We start from the raw sequence: 23,603 nt of genomic DNA on the forward strand, positions 1-23,603 counted from the left end.
ATCGATGTATTAGCAGGAGAAAATGCGCTTAGGGGTTGCAGAAGGCGCGGGCGTTCGCGGTCCATTTGCCAAAGCCGGTGGCCACCATGTTGGCGATCACCCTGCAGACATAGACCTTCTGCGCCGGATCGTTGTCGGGACCGGCATGATAGCGGGCGACGGCCATCGACCACGTCTCGTGGCGGGCATGGAGGCTGGCCAGGAAGCGGGCCGCGTAGTCGACGTTCTGGCGTGGGTCGAGCATGTCCTCGACGCTGCGGAAATGCGAGGCATGGTAGTGATGGTTGATCTGCATGCAGCCGAGATCGATCAGCGTCTTGCCCTCGCGCTGGGCGTTGGCGAAGGCGGCAAGGGCTTCGGTCCGGCTTGTCGGGAAGACTGCTTTCCCCTCTATATTCAATGCGTTGGGCTGAAGACTGCCTTTGTTGCCGGTTTCCGTCAACCCGACGGCATAGAGGATACCGGCGGGCACGCCATAGCGGTCGGCGGCACGCAGGATCTCGGGTTCGCAAGGATTGGTGGCGGCGCCAGCGCTGCTCGCGAGGCTAGATAAAGATATCGCCGCCAACGCGCTCGCGAGAAGGCGAAGCGGCGCGGCCGTGTGCTTGCGCTTCATGATGGTTACCCCTTGCGGATTGCTGACCCGACTGCTGGCCGCCGGCTCCGCTATTGCCGCCGCCGGAATTTCCAGGCTGGAAGGATGATGGATCGCGGCCCGGTGCAGCGCTGACGGAGGCGGTTGTATCCGTCCGGGTTGCAGAGGGAGCTGCTACCGAAGGTTGCAGGATGGTGACCTTATCAACCTCGAAGCCCAGTCCGCGCAGCGACTTGCCGATCGCCTCGCTGTCGCTGGAAAGCCGGCGATAGGCATCGTGTGTTTCGGGCTTCAATTCAATCGACAGTTGTTCTCCAGAGAGCCGAAGATGGGCGGTGACCATACCCAGTTCGGCCGGGTGAAGTTCGATCTTCAACACATGTGTCGGAACGGCAACAGAGGCCGTCAGTTGAGCGGTCGCGGAAGCCGTGGAAAGCGCCTGGTTCGGGCCGCCATCGGCTGAAATGGCGCCGATCACGTTGAGGGCTGCCTGGCTCATCGGCGCCTGCGGCGGCGCGGGAAAGCTGCGTTCGGAAACCACGTCGATGCGTGCCGCCGCCGACTGTTGTCTTCCCGGCTCGGACCGCAATGAGGACTGAAGGTCGGCGATGGATTTCAGCTGCGGCGGCGCGTGTTCCGTCTTCACGCCCGGCACCTCCGCGGGCGCCTCGGGCAGGGGGCCGGCCGCGATGGTATTGTCGTGTTTCGGCGCGACGGGGGTGTCGCGGACGAACTGACCGTCGAGTTTGGTCAACGGTCCGTCGACGAGCGATACCCGCTCAGGCTTGGATATGGGTTCGAGACCGTCAGCGGCGGATTTCTGCCGATAGGCCTTCGGCGGAAGCTGTCCAACGACAGCCGCGCCCTGTCCTGCTTCGCTCGGGTCGGCCGATTTGGCCGATGTCGAGAAATGGCGCAGGTCATGAAACGCCATCAGCAGCGACAGATGCTCGTCGAGCGCCGTCGCGCCCGGTTCGGCGACCGGCGCGTCGGCATCGGCATCCTTGTCCGCCCTGGCGTCCTTGCCGTCCTTCATGGATTTCGCGGCAGACGATCCGCTTGGCGTGGTCCTTGTCTTGCCCGTGGGCATCGGCTCGTCCTTGCCTTCCTTTGCAGCAAGGTCCGCAGCAAGTCTGCTCCAACGCGGATCGCGAGAGCCTGCCTCGGCCGGTGGCTGCTTTTCCGAATGAGTAGGGTTCGCACCGCCGTGCACCATCTCGCCGAAGCTGGCGTCGTCCTTCTTTCCAGACGCGGCCGGCTGCTCGGCCGTGCGCGCGGCGGTAAATCCTGGCAGGGCCGGGCCGAGGCTGGGGGTCATTTCGGGGCGGCTCCAAGCATCTGGTCGATCAGGTCTAGCTGTCGACGGGTTTTCGTCATGGCGGCGTCGGTCGGGTCTGTGGTGTCGGCGCTGGCCGAGGTCGCCGGTGCAGATGCCGGCAGGACGGTTGCCGCGTCGGTTGCGGGCGTGGGTGCGCTCGGCGCAGCCGCTGCCGCTTCCAGGGATGGCGCGACGGCCGGCTGTTCGGAGACGGCGCCCTCGACAGGCGGCAATCCGGCGGCATCGGTGGGCGACGCGGCCGCAATCTCGGGTTCGGGCGATGGCGCGACCGGGGCGGGCGCCGGATCTGCGGCCGGAGGGGAGGCAGGCGGCGCCACCACTTCGCCGGCGATGGTCTGGGCCGCGTCGAGCAAGGCGCGGTCGCCATCCGACAATTTGCTGCGGTCGATCTTGCCCAGTTTGGCGCGCACATCCTCGATGGTATCGGAGGTCACCGTGGACAGGCTGGAATAGAGCAGGGCGCGCGGATCGCCCTGATTGGTGTTGCCGTCGCGACCCTGTTCGGCCCGTGCCGAGGCGAAGGCCGACAAGTCGCTCATGCCGTCAATCGCAGCGCGGCGAGCGATGCGCAGATAGATCACCTTCTCGCGCTCGGGATCCATCATAGAGGTGATGTCGACAAGCTTGTCCTGGCTGATCGACATGTGCAGTGCGATGACGCCGGAGACGAAGGAGTCGGCGAACTGGCTGGCATAGGGCGAATAGAGATAGCGCTCGACATATTGGGTGGAGGCAAGCGCGAACCGCGCCGCGTCGCCTTGCGTCACGGCAATGCCGACCGAGCGCCGCAACGCCGCCTCCTCGACCAGAGTGCCGGGGCTGAGCAGCTTGGCCTCATCGAGCAGGGTGAGCGCGAGCGCCGGCTGTTCCGTGGCAAGCAGCGACCCTTTGACCAAGGCGAGGAACGCGCCGAGATCGCCCGGCAGGGCCATCGGGTCGATCGGCCCCAGGGCTTCGATCGCCTGGCCGGGCCGGCCGTTCAGATAGTCGATCACACCCTTGGCTATGGCAAGGTTCCGTGGATCGGAGGCGGCGCGCGATACGGCCGCCTCGACGGTCACCGGATTGCCGCCGCTCATGCCGTAGACCAGGAGCGCGCGAAAATTCCTGGGATCCTTGAAATCGTCGGCATCCGCCGCGCGCAAGCGCGCATCGGTCATCTCGAGCAGCTTGGCCTGCATCGGCATCGCGGCGTGGTCGCCGGCCGCGATGCGGTCCTGGACAAGCTGCAACGAGCGTACCAGCTGATAAGGCTGCAGCGTATCCTGGGCGAAGCCCGCCGACGGATACGCCGCGGCCAGCAGCAGCAACAGGCCCGTCAGGCGGCTGGTCAGCGCCGCCCGCTTCATCCGCCGGTCGCCATCAGGATTTCGATGCGGCGGTTGGCCGCCGACATTGGGTCTGCCGGATCCTTGGGCTGGCGATCCGCGAAGCCTGCAACCTCGGTGATGCGGCGTTCATCGACACCGCCACGCACGAGCATGTAGTAGGCGGAGTGCGCGCGCGCCGTCGACAGCCGCCAATTGTCGTAGCTGGCGCTGCGGAAAGGGCGCGCATCGGTGTGGCCGTTGATGCTGATGGTGCCTTTCTGGCCGTTGACGATGCGGCCGATCTTTTCCATCGCCAACACCAGTTCACGGCTCGGCACCGCCGACCCGACCTCGAACATGCCGAAGTCGAGCTGATCGGTGATGGAGATGACGACACCCTTGTCGGTGGCTTCGACCGAGACACCGTCATGCAGCTTGTCACCGGGCTTGAAGGCATCGGCGAGCTGCTGCTTGACGTTGGCTGCCGCCTTCACAGCGGCGGCGGTCGGAGCCTTGTCCGCCGCCTCGGGTTTTGTGGCCTCCTGCTTCGCGACGGCCGTGCCCGCCTTGGCCGTATCCGCGGCCTTGTCGTCTCCAGCGTCGGCGTTGCCGGCCTTGGCATCGCCAGTCTTGGCATCGCCGGTCTTGACAATTGTCGCGGCGGCGTCCTTGCCATCCCCGGCCAGGGGCTCGAGCGGTGCGTCCTTGATGGGTGGTGCCGGCGGCACGGCCTTGACCTTGGCGACCTGTGTCTCGGCCGCCTTGTCACCGGACTTGAGCGGATCGCCCTCGATCCGGGGACGCTGGGCGCTGGCCTCGGCGCCCGGCACGGCGACCTGCTGCGACCAGAAGTCAGGCTCGAAGGGATCGCGGTAGGACGCGCCGCCCGAGGCGCCCGTCGCCGGGCCGGAATTCTGCGCGCCGCCATCGCCTTTCTGGCTGACATTTTGCATGACGCCGGTGTCAGTGGCAATCTCGGAGAGCACCGCATAAGGGTCGGCGAACAGATGATCGTCTGACTGTTGGGACTGCTCTGGCTCTTGCTTGTCCTGCTTGCGATCAGATGAACCCGCCTCACCATTGCCGCCCTGATCGGCCTTGTCTTTCGCCTGTTGCGGGTTTTGCGCCGTCGTGCCGATCGCGTGCGGCCCGTCGCCAAGGTCCTCCAGACCTTTGCGGCTCGAATTGCGGTCGACCAGCTTGACGGGGTTGAAGTAGCTGGCGACGGCCGCCTTGGTCTGTTCGTTGGCGGCATTGATCAGCCACATGACCAGGAAGAAGCACATCATGGCGGTCATGAAGTCGGCGAAGGCGATCTTCCAGACGCCGCCATGGTGACCTTCGTCGTGGTCGTCATGCCCGCGCCGCACGATGATGATCTCGTGCCTACCATGATCGGCATCGGCGACGCTCATGACAACACCTCGGAAAGTGCTGCCGACCATTCGGCCATGCGCGTCTCGAACACGGCTTCGTCGATGGTGACCGTCAGGTCGAAGCCGGGCGCCTCGATGAAGTCGAGATTTTCGGCGCGCGGCCCAAGCGATGCCTTCAGCGTTTCGAACAGCGGGAGCGGCCCGCGGACGGCGATGCGCACGGCTTCGCCATCTCCAACGGCGTCGCGGACCGCGCCGGCGAGCGCTTCAAGCGAGCGCTTCCGCAGATCGTCGCTGACAACGCCGCCGATGATGCGGGCGACCGTGGCGCCGACAAGATCCGTCACGCGCGCCTCCATGGCGTCGAGCCGCGACGAGACCGCCTTGCCGACATCGCCACCGAAGCTGTCGAGAAAGGCCTTCGCTTCCTCGACATTTGCCTGGCGTTCCGCTTCCAGCGCTGCCTCATGGGCCGCGGCAAGCCGTTCGCCGAGCGTTGCCTCCGCCTGGGCAACCGCTTCGGCGATCAGCGTACCGATATCGGCCGGCGGTGCAGCCGCGTCGGGCTTTTGCTCGGCGGCGGCCTGGGGCTGGCGGGCACGTTGCGCGCGGGTGCCGAAATCCGGGAGAAGATCGAAGAGGGCTGCTGAGGGCATGGTCTAGGCCGCGACTTCCTGGGCCGCCCATTTGCGCAGGATCTGCGCGGTGCGTTCCTCGTTGATGTCGACCATGCGGGCAAGCCGCTCCTGCGGGGCCGGCCTGATCTTCTGGCGCAGATCGTCGAGCGGGGTGGCGCCGGCACGGGTGCCGGGCAGGGCACCGATGGGCGCACCCGCATCGGCGGAAGCGGCTGCCTCCGGCGTCGGCAGAGAGCGCTGGACTTCATCGAAATTGGGGCCTGCTATGGCGGGCGTCGCCTTTGCCGTCAACGCGGCCGCCATCGGCCGCAAGCCGAAGAAGGCGACCAGGAACACCACGACGATGATGGCGCCGGCATTGATCAGCGTGCCGGCATGCTGGCCGATGGAATCGAGCATTCCCGCCTGGGGCACCGCCTCGCCGTCCAGCCCGTCTATGAACTCGACGGCCGAGACGTCGATGACGTCGCCGCGCTTGTCGTCGAAGCCGGTGGCGGAGCTCACCATCTTCTGGATGTCGGCGACACGCTTGGCGATCTGTTCCGGTGTCGCGTCCTTGCCCAGGATCGTCTTCAGCCGGTCCTGGTTGACGACGACGGCAATCGACATCTTGGTCACGGTATAGCCGTTGGAGACGGTGGCGATCTTCTTGGAGTTGATCTCGTAGTTGGTGATCTCTTCCTTGCGGTCGTTCGCCGACGAGGTTTGCGGGCCCTCGGTCGCGGTAGCCTGGGTCTCCGGCAGATTCTGCTCGACACTGGCGGGGGTCGAAGCCTGTTTCTGGTTGCTGTTCTCATTGGCGCGCACCGACTGCACGGAACGTTCGACACGGGAATTCGGATCGAAGATGGTCTCCTCCGTTTGACGGGTGTCCGTGTTGACATCGGCCTTGACGCTGGCACGGAAATTGTCGGGACCGAGATAGGGCGTCAGCGCGCGGCGGATGTTGTCGCCGATCTGCGCTTCGACGGTCTGTTCGACGCCGAGCGTGCGGGCGGCACTGGTGTTGGAGGGATCGTCACCGGCGGCCAGCAGATTGCCGTTGGAATCGAGCACCGTCACCTTGTCGGCCGCCAGGCCGGGGACGGCGGCGGCGACGAGGTGGCGGATCGACATGGCGCTTTTCTCCGCGTCGATGCCGGCGTAACGGATGACGACCGAGGCGGAAGGCTGCTGTTCGTCACGGCGGAAATTGGCGCGCTCGGACATGACGATGTGGACGCGTGCCGCCTTGATGCCTGATATGGACTGGATGGTGCGGGCGATCTCGCCTTCGAGCGCACGCACGCGGGTGATCTGCTGCATGAAGGAGGTGAGGCCCATCGCACCGACATTGTCGAACAGCTCGTAGCCGGCATTGGCGCTGGTCGGCAGGCCCTTCTCGGCAAGCAGCATGCGTGCCTGCGCCGTGGTGCCGGCCGGCACCAGCACGGAGGTTCCGTCGGCGCCGACGTCGAAGCCGATGCCGGCCTCGCCCAGCACCAGGCCGATCTGGTTCACGTCGGAGCGGTCGAGTCCGACATAGAGCGTGTCGTAGGCCGGTCGGTTGAGGTAGACCGAGGCTATGCCGATGACACCCATCACCAGGACGGCGATGCCCGCCAGCATGGCCAGGCGCCTGACGCCAAAGCCGCGGAGATTCGAGATGATGCTCTGGATCTGTTCCGGCACGATTGAGCGACTCCCAGCATGACTGTCCGCCGGAACACTAGCCCTCGAAGCTTGTGCGAAAATGAAATCGGGCCGCGCTTGCGGCGCGGCCCGTGAATTCGAAGTAGAAGTAACCCGTCAGCTAAGGCTGGACTAGCCGTTCTTGAACAGCGACAGGATCGACTGCGAGGAGCTGTTGGCGATCGACAGCGCCTGGATGCCAAGCTGCTGCTGCACCTGCAGCGCCTGGAGGCGGGTCGATTCCTTGTTCATGTCGGCATCGACGAGCTGGCCGACGCCGCGGTCGATGGAATCCATCAGGCTCTGCGTGAAGGTCTTCTGCAGGTCGATGCTGCTCTTGGCAGAACCGAGAATGGTGGCCTGGTCGGTCAACTGGGCCATGACCTTGTCGATCTTGCCGATCATCTGGGTGATGATGTCGTCGGTCACGCCCGTCGCGGTGATGTCGAGATTGTAGGCGGAGACATTGTCGATCTTCGTGGCAGCCGGGCTTACCGCGGCCTGGCCCGCGGTGTTGGCGGCAATGTCCGTGGCGCCGCCAGCGAGCGCGGTCGCATAAGCGGTGTCATATTGGCTCTGTGCCGCCGCTGTCGAGTAGACAGAGGTTTGGCGATCGAGCGTGCCCTGGTTCTTGACGTCGGTGGCGAGGCCGGAATCGAACAGCTTGGTGCTCTCGACATTGATGTCGATCGTTCCAAGCGAAATGGCGCCCGAGGATGAGCGGTTGAAGGACGAGACGATCTTGGCGTCGGCCTGGACGCCATCATTCGGCGCGGCGACCTGCTTGGACGTCACCGAAAGGTAATTCGAACCCGAAAAGGTGGCGGCATCGGCAAAGGACTTCATCTGCGCCTGGAGCGCCGTGATCTCGGTCTGCGTCTTTGCCTTGGCGGCGTCCGTCTGGCCGACGGTGGAAAGCAGCTTGGTCTTGATCTGGCCGATCGACGTCAGAACATTGTTCATGCCGGTATAGGCGGTGTCGACTTTCGAGGCGCCGAGGCCGAGGGCGTCCTGCACGGTCGAGAGCGCCTGGTTGTCGGAGCGCATCGTCGTGGCGATCGACCAGTAGGCGGCGTTGTCGGAGGCCTGAGAGACGCGGTAACCCGTCGAGATGCGGGCCTGTGTCTGCTCGAGCGACTTGTTGGTGGCGTTGAGGCTTTGAAGTGCGGTCAACGCCGCAGCGTTCGTCATGATGCTCGCCAAGAAACTCGCTCCTTTTTCCAGACCGGTCTTCTCAAAAACCGGCGTTGCCCTCGCGAGCCGCTCGACCCGCCCGTGGATTGCCGCCGCCCCGATCGGGCCGATTCGGCAATCCGTTGTAAGTCATTGGTTAACCATGACTAGCGCGTTATGGTTAACGGCCTGTTAAAAGCTGACTTTGGAGGGTTAAGGAACGAGGGTTGCGCGGGGCTGGAGCAAACGCAAAACGGGCCGCGCTTTTGGCGCGGCCCGTCGGTCTAATGTAGCCGGTTGAGTGTGATCAGCCGCGGAAGAGCGACAGGATCGACTGCGAGGAGCCGTTGGCGATCGACAGCGCCTGGACGCCGAGCTGCTGCTGAACCTGCAGCGCCTGGAGGCGGGTCGATTCCTTGTTCATGTCGGCATCGACGAGCTGGCCGACGCCGCGATCGATGGAGTCCATCAGGCTCGAGGTGAAGGTCTTCTGCAGGTCGATGGAGCTCTTGGCGGCGCCGAGCTTGGTGGCGGCGGTCGTCATGTCCTTGAGCGCGGCGTCGACAACCGTCATCATCTGCGAGATCTGGCTGTCGCTGGCGGCCGTGGTGCCCGAGAAGATGGCCAAGCTGGCGACCGAATAGGTGTCGGTGCCCGCTGCGGCAGCGCCCAGGGTCGGGGCCGAGGCCGATGTAACCGCTGCGCCAGTGGCGCCGAGGCGGTCTGTGTCCAGAATGCCCTTGGCGGTCGGTGCGGCGCCGGCGTCATAGAGCTTGATGCTTTCGACATTGACGTCGATCGTCGAAATCGAAACAGCGCCGGCGGCGCTACGGTTGAAAGCCGAAACCACTTTGACGTCGGCTGCCGTGCCCGAAGCCGTCGACACCGAAAGCATGTTGGTGCCCGAGAAGGTCGCGCCATCGGCGTAGGCCTTCAACTGATCCTGAAGCGCCTTGATTTCGACCTGGGTCTTTTCCTTGGAGGCGTCGGTCTGGCCGTAGGATGCGGTCAGCTTCTGCTGGATCGAGTTGATGGTGGTGATCGCGCTGCTCATGCCGGTGTAGGCGGTGTCGACCTTCGAGGCGCCGAGGCCGAGCGAGTCCGAAACGGTGGACATGGCCTGGTTGTCGGAGCGCATCGTGGTCGCGATCGACCAGTAGGCGGCGTTGTCCGAAGCCTGGGAGACGCGATAGCCCGTCGAAATGCGGGACTGGGTGGTGGCGAGGCTGTTCTGCGTGGCATTAAGGCTCTGCAGCGCCGTCAACGCGGCGGTGTTGGTCATGATACTGGCCATGGCTACTCGTACCTTGTTTTTACAGGTGTTTTTTGCATACCGGTTTGTCCGGTATGACGGAGCGGCATCATGCCAATGACCGTTGCGTTTGGGTCACCCGCCATCTGCGAGCGACTATGGCGGCGAGTCCCTACCAAAGGACTAAACTGGACGGTTAATCGAAAATAATTCGGAGAAAATTCGATGATGCTCGCGCCACCCGGTTCCTCGGGCGAGCGGTGCCTGATGTCGAGCGTGGGAGATCAGGTGAAAGAGCGCACCAGGCTCCCGACGAGCAGGTTCCAGCCGTCGATCAGGACGAAGAACAGGATTTTGAACGGCAGCGACACGACCGTGGGCGGGAGCATCATCATGCCCATCGCCATGGTGATGGTGGCCACGATCAGGTCGATGACCAGGAATGGCAGCACGATCAGGAAGCCGATCTCGAAACCGCGCCGGATTTCGGAGATCATGAAGGCAGGCACCAGGATGCGCAGGTCGACCGTCTTCTTGGCAACAACCTGGCCGCGCTCGCGGGCGAGGTCGGCGAAAAGATCGAAGTCCTTGTCGCGCACATTGTGCAGCATGAAGGTGCGGAACGGATCGGAGATCTTCTCGAAGGCCTCGGTCTGGCTGATCTGGTTGTCCATCAGCGGCTTGACGCCGGTGTTCCACGCCTGATCGAAGGTCGGTGCCATGACATAGAAGGTCATGAACAGCGACAGCGAAATGAGGATGAGGTTCGCCGGTGTCGATTGCAGGCCAATGCCGGCACGCAGGATCGAGAAGGCGATGACGAAACGGGTGAAACTGGTCACCATGATCAGCAGGCCCGGCGCCACCGACAGGACGGTAAGCAGGCCGAACATCTGAATGATGTAGCCGACGGTGGTGCCATCGGCTTTGCCGATGCCGCCAAGGTCCAGTTGCTGGGCCGCCGCGACGGAGGTGGCGGCACCGATCAGTACCGCGGCAAGAAGGAATTTTCTCATTCGAGCAGCAATGTCCTGATAAGAATCTGTTTGACGTGCCCCTGACTGCGGATGGAGGCGCGTTCGTCGAGGTCGGCCTTCAGATGCTGGTAGCCGCTGGCACCTTCGATCTGGTGCATCTTCAGGGTACGCACGAAAGCCAGAAGATCCTGCTGAATGTCCTCCGCCATGGTCGGCGGCTGCGGCGCGTCATAGACCACGGATACTTCCATCCTGATCCATGTATCCGCGGGCGAGGCGATATTGGTGGTGATCGGCGCCAGTGCGACCAGCGTCGGGCCTGTGCCCGGCTGTTGTGCGGCGGGCTGGGCGACCTTGCCCTCATTTTCAGGCGCAGCCGGCACCGATGGTGGTGCATCGACGCCTTTGAGATAGCCGCCTGACATCCAGCCCATGCCGATGGCGGCGGCCGTCACCACGAGCAGCATGGCGCCTTGGATGGCAAGGGAAGGACCCTTGCGAGGCTGAACCTGTTCGACGTTGGCCACGGTGTTTTGCTCTCCAATCCCCACAAGGCCAAGAACTAGAACGGAAGAACCTGGTCGAGGACCTGCTGGCCATAGGCCGGTTGCTGGATCTCGGTGATGCGGCCGCGTCCGCCGTAGGAAATGCGCGCTTCGGCGATGCGTTCGTAGGGGATCGTGTTCTCGGCGCCGATATCGGCTGGGCGCACGATGCCGGCGATGGTCAGCACCCGGAGCTCGGCATTGACGCGCACTTCCTGCGACCCGGTGATCATCAGATTGCCGTTGGGCAAGACATCGGTGACGATGGCTGCCACATTGAGCTCAAGCGTTTCCGACCGCTTGATCTCACCATCGGCGGTCGTGTCCGTCTGGGAGTTGAGCGCTCCAGAGCCCTTGCCGGCGGTGCTGAGCTTGTCCCATTGCGCGCTGATGTCATAGCCAAGCTGCCGACTGGCGGTGCGGCTTCTGTCATTCTGGTTCTTGAAGTTGGCGCGGTCGTTGATGCTGATTTTGACGGTCAGGATGTCGCCTTGCGACAGCGCCCGCGGGTCGGTGAACAGTCGGCTCTGGCGGTCGTTCCACAGCGAGAACTTCTTTACCGGCTGCCGCGGCGTTTCCGGGTATTTATACAGCGAGCCGGTGTTGCCGACATCTATGCCGGAGCCGACCGGGGACAATGCCGGTTCCTTGCCGACGTCCTTGAGGTTGGTTCCGCAGCCGGACAGTGCTGCGACCGCGCACAGGATGAGCATTCTGCGGATCATGACGGATCTACCCTTCGGGCTGCGCTGGCCATGATGCCGGTAAGCGTCGCCGCCGCCTTCTGGTCCATTTCGTTGAGGATGACGCTGGCCTTGCGTGAATCGAGCTTCATCAGGATGGCCGCAGCGAGGTCGGCGTTGACGATCGCCAAGCGTTCGGCCGCCGCATCGGGCTTCATGCCGGCATAGATCTTGACGACGCCGTCCTCGGCCCGGGCCAGGAACACTTCACGCCGCTTCAGCCAGGTCTCGTATTCGGCCTTCTTTGCGTCCAGCGCCTTCATGCGCTCGTCGATGCCGGCCTGGAGCTGCTTCAACTCCTCGGCCTGCAGGGCATAGCGGCGATCGCGGGCGGCGTCGGCGATATTGGAGCAGAAGCGCTCGATCTCACTCTGGTCCGGCGTTTTCTCGCGCGTCAATTGCTGCGGCGCCACGGCGGGCTGTGCTCCGGGCAGAACCTGGCGAACCGCGTCCTCGCCGTGAGCGCGGCCGCCGAAGACGGACACGGCCGCGAGAGCCGCGGCCGCGAACAGGATGGCGCGAGCCCGGCGTCTTTCGTTGGGTGAGAGGGAAAGCATCATCGGCATCGCCTATTGGAGAACCAGATCGGCTTGCAGGGCGCCGGCCGACTTGATGCCTTGCAGGATGGCAATGATCCCGTCCGGCTTGACGCCGAGACGGTTGAGGCCGGAAACGAGGGTTTGCAGGTCGGGCCCGTCGAGCACGGCGACGCGGGCGTCGGGCCGGCTGGCATCGATGGCGGTGAACGGCTCGACGGCGGTTTCGCCCTTGGAGAAGGGTTCGGGCTGCACGACGCGCGGCGCTTCCGTGATGCGCACCGTCAGCGTGCCGTGACTGATGGCGACACGTGAGATCTTGACGTCGTTGCCGATGACGATGGTGCCGGTGCGCTCGTCGATGACGACGCGGGCCGGCGTGTCGGACTCGACCACCAGATTCTCGATCTCGGCATAGAAGCGGGCAGCCGAAACGCTCTTCGGCCGCCTGATCTGCACGGTTCGGGAATCGCGCTCGGCCGCCACGCGCATGCCGAAGCGCTGGGCAGTGTAGTCGTTGATCGCGTCGGCGATGCGGATGGCGGTCGAAAAATCGGGATTGCGCAATTGCAGCGTCAGCGTCGACTGGTCGTCGAACTCGGCCTTTACCTGCCGCTCGACTATGGCCCCGTTCGGCACGCGGCCGGCGGTCGGCACGCCTTGCGTCAATTGCTGGGCCTGACCCTGGGCGGTGAAACCGGAAACGATGACCGCGCCCTGGCCGACGGCGTATATCTCGCCGTCCGCCGCCTTCAGCGGCGTCATGATCAGCGTGCCGCCGGCAAGCGATGTGGCGTCGCCCATTGACGAAACATCGATGTCGATGCGGGCGCCCGATTGCACATAGGGCGGCATGTTGGCGGTGACGATGACGGCGGCGACATTCTTGGCGCGCGCGCTGCCGCCTTCGGTGGCGATGCCGAGATTTTCGAGCATGGCACGGATCGATTGTTCAGTGAACGGCGAATTGCGCAGGCTGTCGCCGGATCCGGCCAGCCCGATGACAAGTCCGTAGCCGACGAGCTGGTTGTCGCGCGAGCTCTGTAGTTGCGCGATGTCCTTGATGCGCGAGGCGACCTGGCCTGGCGGCAGCGAACTCGGCCCCGGCGAAACGCGGAACATGCGCGTGGTGGTGGCCGGATCATATTCCGGATCGTCGTAGACACCGCCACTCCTGGCGGCGAGCTCTCGCTTGGCCTTGGGCGTCAAGCCATCGGCCAGCGCCGGCTGCAGGCCAAGTGCCGCCGCGAGCAGAAGGGCAAATGGGCGCATCATGAAGCGCCGACCTGGATGGTGCCGTCGGCCATCACCGTGCCGGAGAGGATCTTGCCGCTGTCGCTGTTGCGAACCTTGATGAAGTCGCCGGCCGAGCCCGGCTGCAAGGTCACGGCGGTGGCCGTTATCGTCAGCCCGCCGGCGACGAAGAAGACCTGCACGGCGGCACCCTGTTCGACCAGCCAGGCCTCGCGGATGGCGGCGGAAGGAATATAGCGGCCCGGCAGCAGCGTGCGCTTGGCAATCTTGCCCTGGAGTTCCTCGGAACGGGTCGCCACGGCATCCGGCTTGTGCTTGCCGGGGAGGAGGGTCACCTGCTTCAGGGCGCCGAGTTCGATCGTCTCGCCGGGATAGATGACGCGGTTGGGGATCAGCACGACCTCGCCGGCAGGCTGGTTGCTGGCGATCTGGGAGGTCGATTGGCCCGTCGATTGGCTTGCCGATTGACTCGTCGATTCCTGGGCGAAAGCCGGCATGCCGCCGGCCACCAGCGCAAGGGTCAGCGCGGCGCGGCGGAATGCTGAACAGGAGATCGGCATGGCCATCATCCGTTATCTGATGTTCTTGGAGACGACTGAGGCCATGTCGTCGGCGGCCTGGATTACCTTGGAGTTCATCTCATAGGCGCGCTGCGCCGAGATCAGCTCGGTGATTTCCTTGACCGGATCGACATTGGAAGCCTCGAGATAGCCTTGCTGGATGGTGGCGAAGCCGGGATCGCCGGGCACGCCGACATTGGCCGGGCCGGAAGCCGTCGTTTCCTGGAACAGATTGTCGCCAAGCGGCGCGAGGCCGGCCTCGTTGGCGAAGTTGGCGATCTGAAGTTGGCCGAGCGTCTGCAGGTTGGTCTGGCCGTCGATGCGGGCGAAGACCTGACCGGTCTTGTTGACGATGACCTCGACCGCATTAGTCGGCACGGTGATGGCCGGAATGACACTGGCGCCGTCCACGGTCACCAACTGGCCGGTGGCGTTGGTGTTGAAGGCACCGGCGCGGCTGTAGAGCGTGCCGCCGTCGGCGCCTTCGATCTGGAACCAGCCCCTGCCGGTCAACGCCATGTCGAAACTGTTGCCGGTGCTGGTCAGCTCGCCCTGTGTGTGAACGTTGCGCACGGCGGTCGTCTTGACGCCGAGGCCGATCGAAACGCCTTCCGGCACCAGCGAGGCGTTGGAACGGTTCGGCACGCCTTGCGTGCGATCGACCTGGTAAAGCAGGTCGGAGAATTCGGCGCGCGCGCGCTTGTAGCCGGTGGTGTTGATGTTGGCGATGTTGTTGGCGATGACTTCCAGATTGGTCTGCTGGGCATTCATGCCGGTGGCTGCGATGGCGAGTGCTTTCATGGCCTGCTCCTCAGATGCCCATGCGACTGACTTCGAGATAGGCCGAGACGACCTTGTCGCGGATGGCGACGGCGGTCTGCAGCGCCTGCTGGGCGCTCATCACGGCATCGACCACCTGGCGGGCGTCGGCGTCGCCCTTGAGCGCCTGCATCGATACCTGCTCGGCATTCTGCATGGTGCTGACGGTGTTGGAAGCAGCCTGGCTCACCGCTTCGGCGAAGGAGGTGCCGAGGTTGCCCGATGCCGCCGACGCAACACCGCCCTGCAGCAGGTCGGTGGCTGTATCGCCCAGCCCAGGCTTCAGGTTAAGCGCGCCGATGCCGTTGACGATCATTGGTTCCTCATCAGGTCGATGGTCATTGAAATGAGGTCGCGCGCCTGCTTCACGACTTGCAGGTTGGCCTCGTAGGAGCGGTTGGCCTCGGTCATGTCGGCCATTTCGATCAGCACGTTGACATTGGGCATCTTGACGTAGCCCTTGTCGTCGGCGGCCTCGTTGCCGGGCTGGAATTCGATGGGAAAGTCGCTCGGGTCGCGGTCGATCGAGTTCACCTCAACCGTTGAGCTGCCGGAGGCCCGGTCGAGTTCGGAAACGAAGCTGATGGTCTTGCGGCGATACGGGTCGGCGCCCGGCGTGGTGCCTGTCGACTGGGCGTTGGCGAGGTTTTCCGAAACCACGCGCAGGCGCTCGGACTGAGCGCCGAGGCCTGATGCTGCGACTTTGAGGGCTGCGGTCAGTGCGTCCATGGTCAGCTCTTCACCGCCATCATCATCATTGAGTGGAATGCCTTGACGATGGCCGTGTTGAGCTCGAAGGAGCGGCGTACTTCGCCGGCCTTGAGAAGCTGGTCTTCAAGCACGACCGTGTTCTTGGACGGCATGATCACGCCATCGTCTTCCTGCGGCTTGATGGTGAAGCCGGCATTGGTGGCAGCACTGCCGAGATGGCCGGGCTCGGTGATCTGGAGCGACACCGCGGTGCGGTCGAGCACCTTCTCGAACGGCTCGACATCGTTTGCCGTGTAGCCCGGCGTGTTGGCATTTGCGATGTTGCCGGCGACCGCCGACTGACGCACAGACAGCCACTGCGCTTGCTTGGCGGCGAGATCGAAAAGGGAAACGGGCTCCATGGGAATCTCCGGGCATGTGCCCAAAGACTAGGCCGCCAGTCTTGCGCGGACCTTGCGGACGGTCGCTAGAGTATGACAGCGAAAAATATGAGGCGGTTTTCGGACGGCATCTTGCTCCGTCTTTTTGGACTTGGATCCGGCTCGGGGCAAAGCCGAAACAGCCTTACCTGGAAAGCTCGATCACCTGGTTGGCGCTGGTGAGCATGACCCATTTGCCATTGCGCTGCTCGATCGCCGATACCTTGCTGGAATCCGGCAGCGTCGAACCCCGCTGGACCATCCACAGGCCGGTGTCGTCCTCGATCATGGCGCGGCCGTTGGCGACATGGACCATGCGGAACTTCGCGATGTCGGCGGGGAAGGGCTGATCGCCGGGCGGCTCCGTTCTGGAATCGTCCTGCACCGTGCCGGTGGCAAGCAGGTCGACGTTGGTGTTGGGAACGTCCTTGGCTGTCAGTGGCGCGCTGCGCGCGGAAACCACGCCGCCGCCCGCACGTCCCGAATTGGTGCCTGTGCCGCCGAACTTGATCGCCTGCACGCCGAACTGGTCCTGATTGAAGAAAATGTACCAGGGAAACAGGGCGCAGGTCAGGCCGAGCGTGATGCCGAGCGCGGCGATGACGACGTCGGCGCGACGGTCCGCCTTCTTGCCCAGTCTGGGGAATTGCGGCTTTGGCGGCTGCGGCCATTCGGTGGCGGCGAACAGGCCATCGATCAGCGATTCGCGGCTTGCCTGCGTCATCTCGGGAGCATCGACGCCGGGAACCACATGCGTTGAGGAAAGGGCGGTCCGACCAAGAACAGTTTCGGATCTGGGGAGAGCCGGTTTGACGGCCCTGGCCAGAACAGCCGCGGTCCTGGCAGCCATGGCGCCAACGGCGTTTGCCTTGGCGACCCTGGCCTCCTCCGCTCGAGCCTGCTCCGCGGCGTTCGCCTCGGCGATCATCTCGTTCAGGAGGCGCTCGGTGTACTGGCGTTCAGTCTCCTGGTTCGGCATTCTGCTTTCCCTTGAGGTGGCGGGCAAGGTCGGAGAACGGATCGGCGGACGGGCGGTCCCTCGGCGATTGCGCCAGCGCCTCATAGATCAGGGGCACCTGGCGCACGGCCATGTCGAGTTCGGCGTCGACGCCGCCCTGATAGGCGCCGAGCAGGCGGATATCGCGCGTGTCCTCGAAACGGGAGATCATCGACTTCAGCCGCGTCACAAGGGCTCGCTGCTCGACGCTCCAGGCCTTGCCTGCAAGTCGCGATATGGACGACAGTGGATTGACGGGCGGATAGCGGCCCTGTTCGGCAATCGCGCGGTCGAGCACGACATGGCCGTCGAGGATGCCGCGCACGGAATCTGCGACCGGATCATTGTGATCGTCGCCGTCGACCAGCACGGAAATGATGGCGGTGATCGAGCCTTTACCTTCGGCTCCAGGCCCGGCGCGCTCGAGCAGCTTGGGCAATTCGGTGAAGACAGAGGCGGGATAGCCGCGGGCGACCGGCGGCTCGCCGGTTCCCGTCGCCACCTCGCGCAGCGCATGAGCGAAGCGGGTGATGGAATCCAGCACCAGCAGGACACGGTGGCCCTGGTCGCGGAAGTGTTCGGCCACGCGCATGGCGGTGTCGGGCGCGCGCCGGCGCATCATGGCGCTCTCGTCGCTTGTGGCGACGACGGCGACGGTTTTGGCCATGCTGTCGCCGATCGTGTCCTCGAGGAATTCGCGGACCTCGCGGCCGCGTTCACCGATCAGCGCCACGACGACGGTGTCGAACGCGTCGGCGCCGGCGAGCATGGCAAGCAGCGTCGACTTGCCGACGCCGGAGCCGGCGAAGACACCCATGCGCTGGCCGAAGCAGAGCGGCGTGAAGATATCGATGACCTTGACGCCGGTCATGAAGGCGGTGCCGACACGCTGCCGCGCCATGGCGCCGGGTGTCGCGGCCGCCGCCGACATGTCGTCGCCCCTTACCAAAGGTGGACCCCCATCGATCGTCCGGGTGAGCGCATCGATGGCGCGACCGCGCCACGAGGCATGCGGCGCCACCGCGAGTGGACCCCTGCGGAACACGGCATCGCCGATGCCGGTGTCGGCGCTGCGTTCGAAGGGGGCGATCACAACCTCGTCACGGCTGATTTTGACAATCTCGCCGCGGCGCGCGCCGGCCTGGCCGCGCTGCTCGACAATGTCACCCAGCCTGGTGAAATCGGAAAGGCCGTGCACCTTGTAGTGCGTGGGCGTGACTTCCGTGACGAGGCCTCCGCGCTTGACCAGCCCGTCGCTGTCGCCGAAGCGCCTGACAATCCGCTCCAAAGCGGCAAGCCTATCCTGCGGCGCCGGCTGGAGCTGTCTTTCGGGTGCGCGGATGGATGGCTGCTCTGACGACATGCTATGACTTCGAGCCGAGCGTCTTTATCGCCTCGTCGGTGGAGGAATCGGTCTGCCGCATCAGCGCGGCGGTGTTCTCGAAGGCGCGCTGGACCATGATCAGCCGGGTCATTTCCAGCACCGGATTGACGTTGGATTCCTCGACGAAACCCTGCGCGACGCCGATGTCGGAGCGGTCGGTGACCGGTTCGGGCGTGCGTGCGGGCACAATGCCGGAATTGCCGTAGCGCACGAAATTCTCGCCCGGGTCGAAATTGTAGAGGCCGATCGAGCCGACGAGCTGTTCGTTCTGGCGCAGCGAGCCGTCGGCGCCGGCCTTGGGCGGACCGTTGCGGGGATCGAGCTGGATCGGCGCGCCGCCGGCGTCGAGCACCGGATGGCCCTCGACCGACATCAGCTCGCCATTCTCGTTCATCGAGAAACGACCGTCGCGGGTCATGACGGTGCCGGCCGGCGTGTCGATGGCGAACCAAGCGTTGCCCTGGATGGCGAAATCGAATGGATTGCCGGTCTCCGTCATGGAGCCGTGAGCTCCCGACAGAAAGGTCTTGCCGGAGGAGGCGAACGAAACCGACTTCTGCCCGGTACCCGACACCACGTCCGCGAACTTCACCCCCGTGGCGCGAAAGCCGACGGTGTTGGCGTTGGCGACATTGTCGGCGATCGTGTCGAGTCGGCGCTCGAGGGCCATCTGCGCGGAGAGGGCGACGTAGAGACTGTCTCGCATGATCAGAACTTCAGTTTCTGCATGGCCATCATCAGGTCGGTGGAGATGCCCGATGCGACCGGTTGGGCGAAAAGCACGCTGATCGATGTCACGGCCGGCGAGGTCGGGTTGTTGATCTCGTACATGCTGGTGAAGCGGGTCAGGAACTTGTTCAGTTTCACGGGATCCGTGAAATCCGAGATGTCGAGCTTCTGCCCGAACAGTTGCGCCTGCTTGTCGATGTCGGCGGTGGCGAAGGAATCGGGCAGCCCCAGCGCGGTGCGCACGACGCTGGCCAGCGCGGTGTCGGCCAGCACGTCGTACCAACTTGTGATGTCGGGTGCCTTGCGCTGGAAATAGAGCGCCAGCCGCACGCCCTCATTAGTCTGGCCGGCATCCTCTTCCAGTGTCTGGCGCATGTATTTGTCGACGGTCGGCTGCTGCGCTGGATTGATGGTGGTGGCATTCTCGCCGTATTGTTCGAAGTTGAGGGCCGTAGCCAGTCCCGCGTAGGCCGGATCCGTCTGCTTGTTGGCGACGCTGTCGGGATCGCGCACGCCGCCTTGCAGGACCTGCTTGATAAGGTCCTTGTCCTCCGTCGCCGAATCGAGGCCGTACGCGGCCAGCGCGTAAGTGTAGAGGCGGCTGTTCGACATGAGGTCGTCGACCGACTTCACCTTGGTGATGTTGGCGAGATAATACGTCGTCTCGCCCTTCACATAGTCCGAATTCGGATCGAGACCGGCGATTTGCGCCTGTATGGCGTAGTTCTTCGTCACCAGTTGCTGGGCCTTGTTGTAGATCGTCGCATCGGCGCCGTTGGCAGCGAAGTTGAAGGCGCTGACGAAGGCGGCGTAGCGCTTGTCGGTCAGCTTGTTGGCGAAACTGTTGGAATCGGTAACGCCTTCCTTGAGCGCCTTGACCATGAACGCCTTGGCGTAGTCCATGTTCTCCAGCCCGTAGGCCTTCATGGCATATTTGAACAAGCGGTCGTTCTTGACGAAATCGTCGATCGATTTCACCTTGGTGATGTTGGCGAGATAATATTGGGTGTCGCGATCGACCGTCGGCTGCTGCTCGATGCGGTCGATCGACTTGTTGATGTCTTTGGTGATCAACTGGTAGCTGGTATAGGTACTGAGCAAGGACGCGCCTCCGGCCGAAGCTATGCCGGCACAATAAGCTCACTTCCTTGCGCGAAACTGAATCGCCAATTTTCGGCTTCATGGCGGCCCGGATTCAAGCCTCACACAAGGCACGGGGACTATCCCTTGTCCGACGTGAAATGCGGAAGGACCGGTCGTGGGCATTCTGATTGGACTTGTGGTGACGCTTGGCTGCGTCCTTGGCGGCTTCATGGCCATGGGCGGGCATCTGCACGTGCTGGTCCAGCCATGGGAAGCCGTGGTCATCTGCGGCGCCGCGCTCGGCACCTTCCTGGTCGCCAATCCGATGAAGACGGTCAAGGATACCGGCAATGGCATTCTCGAAGCTTTCAAGCAGGCTGTGCCGAAGGAGCAGGACTATCTGGAAACGCTCGGCGTGCTGCACAGCCTGATGCGCGAGCTGCGCTCCAAGTCGCGCAGCGAGGTCGAGGCGCATATCGACAATCCGGAGGAGTCGGCGATCTTCCAGGCCTTTCCGACCGTGCTCAAGAACCACGATTTGATGAATTTCATCTGCGACTACTGCCGCATCATCATCATCGGCAATGCCCGCTCGCACGAGATCGAGGCGCTGATGGACGAGGAAATCCAGACCATTAAGTCCGACAAGATGAAGGCTTATCACGCGCTGGTCGCGGTCGGCGACGGCCTGCCGGCGCTCGGCATCGTCGCCGCCGTGCTCGGCGTGGTCAAGGCGATGGGTGCGCTTGACCAGTCGCCGGAAATCCTCGGCGGCCTGATCGGCGCGGCGTTGGTCGGCACCTTCCTCGGCATCTTCCTGTCCTACGCGGTGGTCGGGCCTGTCGCCACCAAGATCAAGACGGTGCGCGAGAAGAAAAACCGCCTCTACATCATCGTCAAGCAGACGCTGCTCGCCTACATGAACGGTGCGCTGCCGCAGGTGGCGATCGAGTTCGGCCGCAAAACCATCTCCTCCTATGAACGGCCGACTATCGACGCCGTCGAGCAGAGCACGATGAACACCGGCGGCGCCGAGAAGAAGGCCGCCTGAGCGATGCGCGACAGACCGGTGCCAAAACTGTCATGACCAGTCCGGGCAGCCCCTCGCAAACGCGTTCGCTGATCATTGAGCGCCTGGTCGGCGACAGCGGCGAGGCCGACCAGGTCATCGACGCCGGCCGCGCCATGGCCGAACGGGCCGTACCGCTGCTGCAGAAGGCGCTCTCGAGCGAGCTGGGTGCTCCCGTGATCGTCGACCTCAGGGCCGTGGAGGTCAGCCGTGTCCCCGAGGCGCGTTCGCGCGCCGGCGACACCTTCGCCATGACCGTTATCGGCTCGCCGGCATCCTCGGACGCGATGACCCTCGTCATCGACGCTCCGGCGATCGCGATCATCGTCTCGACGCTGTTCGGCGGCGACCCGGATATGCCGGTGTCGCCGATCGAGCGCGACCTGTCGCCGATCGAGGCCGATGTCTCGACCATGGTGTTCCAGGAGGTGGCGCAGGCGCTGAACGGATCGGGACGGCGCTCGCTCGAATTGCGGCTGCCCGCGCCGCGCGCCATGTCGGGCATCGAGGCCAGGCGGCACGTGTTGCGCGACGGCGCCGCGATCCGCATCGTCCTCGGCATCTCGACGCCGGTCGACAGCGGCTCGATCACGGTGACGATGCCGCAGCGTATCGTGCTGGCCGGGCGCGACGGCACGGCCAGCGTCAGCGAGGACGATCACGGCACCAACTGGCGGGCACGCTTTTCGGAAGAGGTGATGCGCTCGACCGTGGCGCTCGAAGCCACCATGCCGCTGGCGCGGCTGACGCTCGGAGACCTCGCCAATCTCGAAGTGGGCCAGGTGATCGACTTCGACGAAACGGCGCAATCACGGGCGCGCCTCGGCGCGCGCGGCCAGACGCTGTTCGTATGTGAGTTCGGCAAACTGGGGCAGAATTACACCGTCCGAATCAAGCATCCTTTCGATGCCGGGCAGGATTTCATCGATGGGCTCATGCCGGCTGTTGCCGGGCGCGCCTGAGCTTTTGGAGACGACGCATGGCCAAGACCAAGGTAGAACCAGAGCTCGACCAGCCGGACGAGCGGCTCGATCGTGCCATCGAGGAATTGCGCGGGGTCCTGCACGAAGAAGAGCAGCGCCCCGAGATGGCGGCAAGGGCCGCGGCATCGGCCAATTCAAGCGTCATCATGAACATCCCCGTCGATGTCCAGATCATCCTCGGCAGCACCGAGATGGCGGTTGCCGATCTGATGGCGCTGCAGAAGGGTTCGACGGTCGCGCTCAACCGCCGCATCGGCGAACCGGTCGATGTCGTGGTGAACGGCCGCAAAATAGCGCGCGGCGAGATCACCGTGCTCGAAAGCGACCCTTCGCGCTTCGGCATCAGGCTGACCGAAATCATCGCCGGCACGAAGGGCGCCTAGACATGGCTGGCGGGGCTTGCCGATGGCAGCGGAGGCGAGAGGCATGACGACGCCGCTGACGACCCTGACACGCGCACAGAAGGCGGCCGCCATACTGGTGGCGATGGGCAAGCCGTCGGCCAGCCGCCTGTTGAAATTCTTCAAGCAGGAAGAGCTTAAGGCGCTGATCGAGGGCGCCCGGCTGCTCCGGACCATTCCGCAAAGCGATCTCGAGCGCATCGTCGCCGAATTCGAGGCCGAATTCACCGAGGGCGCGGGCCTGCTCGATTCCGCCGACAGGATGGACACGATCCTCAACGAGTCGCTCTCGCCCGAAGAGATGAGCGCCATCATGGGCAACAAGAAGCCGGAGGCGGCGCCCGAAGGGCCGCCGCCGATCTGGCCCGATCTCGAAAAGCTCGAACCCTCGCGGCTGGGCGCCTTCCTCGCGGGCGAACATCCGCAGACGGCGGCCATGGTGCTGTCGAAACTGGCGCCGCAGACGGCGGCGAGCGTGCTCTTGACGCTGACGAAGCCGATGCGCGGCGAGATCATCAAGCGCATGGTGACGATGGCCAATGTTCCGGCCGCCGCCACCAGGATCGTCGAGAACCGGCTGCGCGCCAGCGTGCTGTCGGACACCACGACCAAGGATACTTCGGCCGGGCAGGCGCGCGTCGCCAGCGTGCTCAACGAGCTGGAGAAGCCCCTGCTCGATGAGGTCATGCAGGATCTCGAAGCCGCCGGCACGCCCGACCTCGACGGTGTCCGAGCCCGGCTGTTCGCTTTCGATGACCTGCCGCTGCTCACCCAGAAGGCGCGGGTGCTTCTGTTCGACGGGCTGTCGACCGAGCTTGTCACGCTGGCGCTGCGCGGCACGTCGGCAGCACTGGCCGAAGCGGTGCTGTCGGCGATCGGCGCCCGCTCCCGGCGCATGATCGAGGCCGAACTCGGGCAAGGGTCGGAGGGTGTTCCCGCCGCCGACATCATGGCGGCACGCAAGACGATCGTGACGACCACAATCCGGCTGTCGCGCGAAGGCGCGTTCGAACTTCCCTCGACGCAGAACGCCGCCTAA

At 64.4% G+C, this 23,603-nt stretch carries 26 protein-coding genes; 4 read left to right on the forward strand and 22 right to left on the reverse strand.

Annotated elements, in window-relative coordinates; translation table 11 throughout:
- Positions 1-28: 28 nt before the first annotated feature.
- The 22 genes from FJ970_RS09775 to FJ970_RS09880 all read right to left on the reverse strand — a co-directional run bounded on the left by FJ970_RS09775 (position 29) and on the right by FJ970_RS09880 (position 20,129).
- The gene (locus FJ970_RS09775) at positions 29-616 is read right to left on the reverse strand and encodes a transglycosylase SLT domain-containing protein (protein WP_181178322.1); all 588 of its coding nucleotides are present in this window, start codon (positions 614-616) and stop codon (positions 29-31) included.
- Complete coding sequence (locus tag FJ970_RS09780; protein ID WP_140755940.1) at positions 546-1,913, reverse strand: flagellar hook-length control protein FliK; 1,368 nt, start codon at positions 1,911-1,913, stop codon at positions 546-548. The genes FJ970_RS09775 and FJ970_RS09780 overlap by 71 nt, the downstream gene beginning before the upstream one ends.
- Positions 1,910-3,283, reverse strand: a complete 1,374-nt coding sequence (locus tag FJ970_RS09785) for a chemotaxis protein MotC (RefSeq protein ID WP_140755938.1) — start codon at positions 3,281-3,283, stop codon at positions 1,910-1,912. The genes FJ970_RS09780 and FJ970_RS09785 overlap by 4 nt, the downstream gene beginning before the upstream one ends.
- Positions 3,280-4,659: a MotB family protein gene (locus tag FJ970_RS09790; RefSeq protein WP_140755936.1), complete on the reverse strand. Its 1,380-nt coding sequence runs from the start codon at positions 4,657-4,659 to the stop codon at positions 3,280-3,282. The genes FJ970_RS09785 and FJ970_RS09790 overlap by 4 nt, the downstream gene beginning before the upstream one ends.
- Positions 4,656-5,276, reverse strand: coding sequence for a hypothetical protein (locus tag FJ970_RS09795; RefSeq protein ID WP_140755934.1), 621 nt, complete (start codon positions 5,274-5,276; stop codon positions 4,656-4,658). The genes FJ970_RS09790 and FJ970_RS09795 overlap by 4 nt, the downstream gene beginning before the upstream one ends.
- 3 nt (positions 5,277-5,279) lie before the next feature.
- Positions 5,280-6,929, reverse strand: a complete 1,650-nt coding sequence (gene fliF, locus FJ970_RS09800) for a flagellar basal-body MS-ring/collar protein FliF (protein ID WP_140755932.1) — start codon at positions 6,927-6,929, stop codon at positions 5,280-5,282.
- A 132-nt stretch (positions 6,930-7,061) separates the two neighbouring features.
- A complete protein-coding gene (locus FJ970_RS09805; RefSeq protein ID WP_140755930.1) occupies positions 7,062-8,132 on the reverse strand; it encodes a flagellin in 1,071 nt (356 codons plus the stop codon).
- Between the two features lie 277 nt (positions 8,133-8,409).
- Positions 8,410-9,396 carry a flagellin gene (locus FJ970_RS09810; RefSeq protein WP_140755928.1) on the reverse strand — a complete coding sequence of 329 codons (987 nt, stop codon included), beginning with the start codon at positions 9,394-9,396 and terminating at the stop codon, positions 8,410-8,412.
- A gap of 242 nt (positions 9,397-9,638) precedes the next feature.
- A complete protein-coding gene (gene fliP, locus FJ970_RS09815; protein WP_140755926.1) occupies positions 9,639-10,370 on the reverse strand; it encodes a flagellar type III secretion system pore protein FliP in 732 nt (243 codons plus the stop codon).
- Positions 10,367-10,858, reverse strand: coding sequence for a flagellar basal body-associated FliL family protein (locus tag FJ970_RS09820; protein ID WP_140755924.1), 492 nt, complete (start codon positions 10,856-10,858; stop codon positions 10,367-10,369). Before FJ970_RS09820 ends, fliP begins: the two co-directional genes overlap by 4 nt.
- Before the next feature lie 35 nt (positions 10,859-10,893).
- Positions 10,894-11,601 carry a flagellar basal body L-ring protein FlgH gene (flgH, locus tag FJ970_RS09825; protein ID WP_140755922.1) on the reverse strand — a complete coding sequence of 236 codons (708 nt, stop codon included), beginning with the start codon at positions 11,599-11,601 and terminating at the stop codon, positions 10,894-10,896.
- Positions 11,598-12,185, reverse strand: coding sequence for a MotE family protein (locus FJ970_RS09830; protein ID WP_140755920.1), 588 nt, complete (start codon positions 12,183-12,185; stop codon positions 11,598-11,600). Before FJ970_RS09830 ends, flgH begins: the two co-directional genes overlap by 4 nt.
- A 3-nt stretch (positions 12,186-12,188) precedes the next feature.
- The gene (locus FJ970_RS09835; RefSeq protein ID WP_140755918.1) at positions 12,189-13,430 is read right to left on the reverse strand and encodes a flagellar basal body P-ring protein FlgI; all 1,242 of its coding nucleotides are present in this window, start codon (positions 13,428-13,430) and stop codon (positions 12,189-12,191) included.
- Complete coding sequence (gene flgA, locus FJ970_RS09840; protein WP_181178346.1) at positions 13,427-13,975, reverse strand: flagellar basal body P-ring formation chaperone FlgA; 549 nt, start codon at positions 13,973-13,975, stop codon at positions 13,427-13,429. The genes FJ970_RS09835 and flgA overlap by 4 nt, the downstream gene beginning before the upstream one ends.
- A 6-nt stretch (positions 13,976-13,981) precedes the next feature.
- Positions 13,982-14,770, reverse strand: a complete 789-nt coding sequence (flgG, locus tag FJ970_RS09845) for a flagellar basal-body rod protein FlgG (protein WP_023770445.1) — start codon at positions 14,768-14,770, stop codon at positions 13,982-13,984.
- Between the two features lie 10 nt (positions 14,771-14,780).
- Positions 14,781-15,104 carry a flagellar hook-basal body complex protein FliE gene (locus FJ970_RS09850; protein WP_181178319.1) on the reverse strand — a complete coding sequence of 108 codons (324 nt, stop codon included), beginning with the start codon at positions 15,102-15,104 and terminating at the stop codon, positions 14,781-14,783.
- Entirely contained in the window at positions 15,101-15,517 is a 417-nt protein-coding gene (flgC, locus tag FJ970_RS09855) for a flagellar basal body rod protein FlgC (RefSeq protein ID WP_140755914.1), read from the reverse strand. Before flgC ends, FJ970_RS09850 begins: the two co-directional genes overlap by 4 nt.
- 2 nt (positions 15,518-15,519) lie before the next feature.
- Positions 15,520-15,900, reverse strand: coding sequence for a flagellar basal body rod protein FlgB (gene flgB / locus FJ970_RS09860; RefSeq protein WP_027144748.1), 381 nt, complete (start codon positions 15,898-15,900; stop codon positions 15,520-15,522).
- 163 nt (positions 15,901-16,063) lie between these two features.
- A complete protein-coding gene (locus tag FJ970_RS09865) occupies positions 16,064-16,897 on the reverse strand; it encodes a hypothetical protein (protein WP_140755912.1) in 834 nt (277 codons plus the stop codon).
- The gene (gene fliI / locus FJ970_RS09870; RefSeq protein WP_140755910.1) at positions 16,878-18,278 is read right to left on the reverse strand and encodes a flagellar protein export ATPase FliI; all 1,401 of its coding nucleotides are present in this window, start codon (positions 18,276-18,278) and stop codon (positions 16,878-16,880) included. Before fliI ends, FJ970_RS09865 begins: the two co-directional genes overlap by 20 nt.
- A gap of 1 nt (position 18,279) precedes the next feature.
- Positions 18,280-19,005: a flagellar basal-body rod protein FlgF gene (gene flgF / locus FJ970_RS09875; protein WP_140755908.1), complete on the reverse strand. Its 726-nt coding sequence runs from the start codon at positions 19,003-19,005 to the stop codon at positions 18,280-18,282.
- Between the two features lie 2 nt (positions 19,006-19,007).
- Positions 19,008-20,129, reverse strand: coding sequence for a DUF1217 domain-containing protein (locus FJ970_RS09880; protein ID WP_140755906.1), 1,122 nt, complete (start codon positions 20,127-20,129; stop codon positions 19,008-19,010).
- A gap of 157 nt (positions 20,130-20,286) precedes the next feature.
- On the opposite strand from FJ970_RS09880, the gene motA reads away from it, so the two are divergent.
- From motA to FJ970_RS09900, 4 genes are read left to right on the forward strand one after another with little or no spacing between them, the layout of a single operon-like run.
- On the forward strand, positions 20,287-21,162 hold the full coding sequence (gene motA, locus FJ970_RS09885; RefSeq protein ID WP_140755904.1) for a flagellar motor stator protein MotA: 876 nt from the start codon (positions 20,287-20,289) through the stop codon (positions 21,160-21,162).
- A gap of 32 nt (positions 21,163-21,194) precedes the next feature.
- Entirely contained in the window at positions 21,195-22,142 is a 948-nt protein-coding gene (locus FJ970_RS09890) for a FliM/FliN family flagellar motor switch protein (protein WP_140755902.1), read from the forward strand.
- Between the two features lie 17 nt (positions 22,143-22,159).
- Positions 22,160-22,546, forward strand: coding sequence for a flagellar motor switch protein FliN (gene fliN / locus FJ970_RS09895; RefSeq protein ID WP_140755900.1), 387 nt, complete (start codon positions 22,160-22,162; stop codon positions 22,544-22,546).
- Positions 22,547-22,589: 43 nt separating this feature from the next.
- Positions 22,590-23,603, forward strand: coding sequence for a flagellar motor switch protein FliG (locus tag FJ970_RS09900; protein WP_140755898.1), 1,014 nt, complete (start codon positions 22,590-22,592; stop codon positions 23,601-23,603).

This window comes from Mesorhizobium sp. B2-1-8, assembly GCF_006442545.2.
In the GTDB taxonomy this organism is placed as follows: Bacteria; Pseudomonadota; Alphaproteobacteria; order Rhizobiales; family Rhizobiaceae; genus Mesorhizobium.